Origin of the sequence: Gemmiger formicilis (assembly GCF_016901605.1) — a bacterium.
In the GTDB taxonomy this organism is placed as follows: domain Bacteria; phylum Bacillota; class Clostridia; order Oscillospirales; family Ruminococcaceae; genus Gemmiger; species Gemmiger formicilis_B.
Window position 1 is genome coordinate 1 of the sequence record NZ_JACJKP010000218.1, and the last position, 3865, is coordinate 3865.

General features: G+C 59.4%; 5 protein-coding genes. 3 read left to right on the forward strand and 2 right to left on the reverse strand.

Annotation, left to right across the window (positions count from 1 at the left end):
* The 3 genes from H6B10_RS13080 to H6B10_RS13090 all read left to right on the forward strand — a co-directional run.
* Window positions 1–1225: glycoside hydrolase family 28 protein (locus H6B10_RS13080; protein WP_204652010.1), on the forward strand; the 1225-nt coding region annotated here is incomplete at its 5' end.
* Window positions 1226–1263: 38 nt separating this feature from the next.
* Window positions 1264–1821 carry a TIGR01440 family protein gene (locus H6B10_RS13085; RefSeq protein ID WP_204652011.1) on the forward strand — a complete coding sequence of 186 codons (558 nt, stop codon included), beginning with the start codon at window positions 1264–1266 and terminating at the stop codon, window positions 1819–1821.
* Window positions 1818–2540 carry a YggS family pyridoxal phosphate-dependent enzyme gene (locus H6B10_RS13090; protein ID WP_204652012.1) on the forward strand — a complete coding sequence of 241 codons (723 nt, stop codon included), beginning with the start codon at window positions 1818–1820 and terminating at the stop codon, window positions 2538–2540. The genes H6B10_RS13085 and H6B10_RS13090 overlap by 4 nt, the downstream gene beginning before the upstream one ends.
* A 77-nt stretch (window positions 2541–2617) precedes the next feature.
* On the opposite strand, the gene H6B10_RS13095 is transcribed toward H6B10_RS13090, so the two are convergent.
* Both H6B10_RS13095 and H6B10_RS13100 read right to left on the reverse strand, forming a co-directional pair.
* On the reverse strand, window positions 2618–3277 hold the full coding sequence (locus tag H6B10_RS13095) for a hypothetical protein (RefSeq protein WP_204652013.1): 660 nt from the start codon (window positions 3275–3277) through the stop codon (window positions 2618–2620).
* 13 nt (window positions 3278–3290) lie between these two features.
* Window positions 3291–3865 (reverse strand): hypothetical protein (locus tag H6B10_RS13100; RefSeq protein ID WP_204652014.1); only part of this gene is annotated, 575 nt, incomplete at its 5' end.

Consider the following 3865-nt stretch of genomic DNA (forward strand, 5'->3'; position numbering starts at 1 on the left):
GGCCAAGGGGGACGGCAAGACCAAAAATACCGCGGCCCTGCAGCGTGCCATCGATGCCTGCGGCCCCGGCGATGCCGTCTACCTGCCTGCGGGCGTCTACCTGACGGGGGCGCTGCGGCTGCACAGCAACATGGAGCTGTATCTGGATGAGGGGGCGGTGCTGCAGGGCACCGAGGAGATCGTGGACTATCAGCCCCGCATCCCCAGCCGGTTTGAGGGCATCGAGATGCGCTGCTATTCCAGCGTGCTCAATCTGGGCAAACTGGACAGCAAAGACGGTTACAACTGTTCCAACGTGGTCATTCGCGGCAAGGGCACCATCGCCAGCGGCGGTAAGGTACTGGCCGACAAGATCATTGCCGATGAAAAGGAGCGCCTGCAAGAGTATCTGGCCGAAAATCCGGATCTGGTGGCCAGCTGTGACGATGAAAACACCATTCCGGGCCGGGTCCGCCCGCGGCTGATCAATATCAGCAACAGCCAGAATGTCTGGATCAGCGGCCTGACCCTGCGGGACAGTGCCTCCTGGAACGTACACATGATCTACTCCGACCAGGTGGTCACCGATCACTGCACTTTCCGCTCGGAAGGAGTCTGGAACGGGGATGGCTGGAACCCGGATTCCAGCACCAACTGCACACTGTTTGCCTGTGATTTTGCCACCGGCGACGATGCGGTGGCTGTCAAAAGCGGTAAAAATCCCGAGGGCAATGTCATCGCCCGGCCCAGTGCCCACATTTATATTTTTGACTGCCGCAGCACCTTCGGGCATGGCATTTGTGTGGGCAGCGAAATGTCGGGTGGTGTGGAAGATGTACAGGTCTGGGATTGCGATCTGGAACATTCTTTCTCCGGTATCGAGATCAAGGGCACGGCCAAGCGCGGCGGGTATGTGCGCGGCGTAACGGTGCGGGACTGTAAGGCGCCCCGGGTCATGGTACACGCGGTACCTTACAATGATGACGGGGACGCCGCCCGGACGCCGCCGGTGTTCGAGCATTTTACCTTTGCGGGTCTGACGCTGACCGGGCGCGCGCTGAACAACAAACATGAGTGGAAGGATGTTTCCCCGGTGGAACTGGTAGGGTTTGAAGGCCCTGCCTACGCCCTGCGGGATGTGAACTTTGACGGCCTGACCATTACGGCCAAGGCACCGCGGCTGCCGTTGCAGTATTGCTGCGATGTGACGCTGCGGGGAATCACCTGCCTGCCGCCGCAGGAATGAGCGGTAGGGCAGACCGGCTTGTATAAGGGGGTATAGAGATGGAACTTTCGGAACTGACAGCACAGGCGCGCCGTGCTACAGAGGAACTGCTGGAAGCAGCGCATCTGGAAAAAGGCGATATTTTTGTGGTGGGCTGTTCCAGCAGCGAGATTACCGGGGGCCGCATCGGGCACCATTCCAGCATGGAGGCAGCCGCCGCCGTGCTGGCGGGGGTTCTGCCGCCGCTGCAGGAGCGGGGCATTTATCTGGCTGCCCAGTGCTGTGAACATCTCAACCGGGCCATCGTGCTGGAACGGGAAGCTGCCCGTGCCTATGGCTACCACATTGTGGCGGCCATTCCCCAGCCTCATGCGGGCGGCAGCTGGGCCACCAACTGCTGGCGCACCTTCCGGGACCCCGTTCTGGTGGAAGAAATCCGCGCAGCAGCCGGTATGGACATCGGCGGTACGCTGATCGGTATGCATCTGCGCCGGGTGGCTGTGCCGGTTCGGCTGAGTCTGGACCATATCGGGCAGGCGATCCTGCTCTGCGCACGTACCCGGCCGCCTTTCATTGGCGGGGCCCGTGCCGTTTACAGTGAGGAGGAAACGCGATGATTCCCGAAGCACAGAAACAACAGATGGCCGAAGCCGTGGCCCGGATTCGGGAAACCATGGCGGAAGCTGCCCGCCGTGCAGGACGGGATCCGGCGGAAGTGAAACTCTGCGCCGCCTGCAAGACCCGCACGGTGGAAGAAGTGCGGTACAGTGCTGATCTGCCCATTGACCTGTTTGGCGAAAATCACGTCCAGGAATTGGTGGAAAAAACCGATGCCGGGGCTTACAACGGCAAACCGGGGCATTTCATCGGCCATTTGCAGACCAACAAAGTCAACAAAGTGGTGGGCCGCGCGGCGCTGATTCAGAGCGTGGACAGTGTCCGTCTGCTGGACAAGATCGAAGCGGCGGCAGCCCGGTTGGGACTGACGCAGGAAATCCTGCTGGAAATCAACATCGGTGCGGAAGAAAGCAAAAGCGGCGTGGGGCCGGAAAATCTGTGGCCGCTGCTGGATGAGGCTGCCGCCCGGCAGCACCTGAAGGTGCGCGGCCTGATGGCCATTCCGCCTGCCGATGCCGATGATGACCAGACACGCCGCTTTTTTGCGCAGATGCGGGAACTGCTGGCTGCTGCGGCAGGCCGCGGCTATGAAAATGCGCAGATGGATATTCTTTCCATGGGCATGAGCCATGATTACGCTATGGCGATTGCCGAAGGAGCTACCATCGTGCGCGTGGGCACCGCTATTTACGGCGCCCGGGATTACAGCAAAAAATAAGGCAGATACAAAACGCCTGTGCGGAAACATTCCGCACAGGCGTTTTTCGTTGGCATAGTATGAAGGGAAGATGGCTATTATACGGTGGCCCGCCGCATCCAGCGCAGACTCAGGGCGGCCAACCCGGCGGCCAGGACCAGCAGCGCAGCCGCGGGAATCAGCCAGGGCAGGGGCCGGAGTACATCGATGACGGGGTGCAGCCATTGGCTGATGCCGGTGGTGCTCAACAAAAAGACCAGGTAAGCACACCAGAAGCCTTTGGCCCCGAACCGTTGGATGATCCCTCCCAGAAACAGACCGGTCCAGACGGGCAGCAGCACCGCCAACGGCCAGACAGGCCAGGGGATCCACTGCCAGGGCAGGGGGTAGGCACCCCCCAAAGCCCGGCGTGCCAGAGTGTCCAACGTTCCCCACACCAAGGCAATGACCGTCTGCAGGACGCTGATCCGCAGGCTATGGAGCAGGATACCGACTACTAGACCCTGTCGTGTGGTGGAAAAACTCAGAAGCAGGTTGAACTGGTTGGCCAGATAGGCGATGGATACGATGGTGCTGATCAGAAATGTAATGGCCAGCAATACACCCAGTACAATCTGGGAAGCGTTTTCCTCTTCCCCCAGGTAAAGAGCTGCCAGACCCAGGCCTTCCCCCAGAATCCCCAGGAACAGGACAACCGGCAGAATCCATTTCAGGTCTTCCCGGGTATAACGCAGTACAGCGCGGGTTGTTCGGTTCATAGCATTCCCTCCTTCACACCTGGGTAATGACCAACCGGCCCACCCGGTGCAGGGCAATCCCGGCGAACAGGATGCCCGCCACCCCCAGTACGATGCTGTAGACAGTCAGGATAGCGATGGGGGTCAGGGTGGCCAAAAACATAAGAACGGTAATCTGCAGATAAACGATGATCATCAGCAGAATCACCGCGATCCGCTTCCAAAGGGGCTGTGCAGAAAACTCCAGCGTGCCCATCCATAACATGGCGCCGCACAGCAGGAATTTGAACCCCAGCCCCTGCAAAGGATATTCCGTAAGGCTGGCAAACAGTTTGTTCATGTCTACGTAAAACAGCCGGACGGTGACGGAATTGCAGAGATAATCCAGCACCATGCAAATCAGGGGCAATAATACCCAGAAAGCTGCCACTGCACCCTGCAAGGCACGTCGGGTGACGCCGAAACTCAAGGCAATCGGCGCATACCCGCTGATGGCCTGGGCCGCACAGATGCCGAGGATAATATCGAAAACGATAAAAAATCCCTGCACATAATTAAAGAAGAAGGTGTTCCCGGCGGTCAGCATACAGAACAGGGCCAGTGCCGCAT

What these genes read in the sequence shown, in the direction of transcription:
- H6B10_RS13095 (WP_204652013.1), bottom strand. Translation starts at nt 3,277, where the DNA reads ATGAACCGAACAACCCGCGCTGTACTGCGTTATACCCGGGAAGACCTG.
- H6B10_RS13090 (WP_204652012.1), top strand. Translation starts at nt 1,818, where the DNA reads ATGATTCCCGAAGCACAGAAACAACAGATGGCCGAAGCCGTGGCCCGG.
- H6B10_RS13085 (WP_204652011.1), top strand. Translation starts at nt 1,264, where the DNA reads ATGGAACTTTCGGAACTGACAGCACAGGCGCGCCGTGCTACAGAGGAA.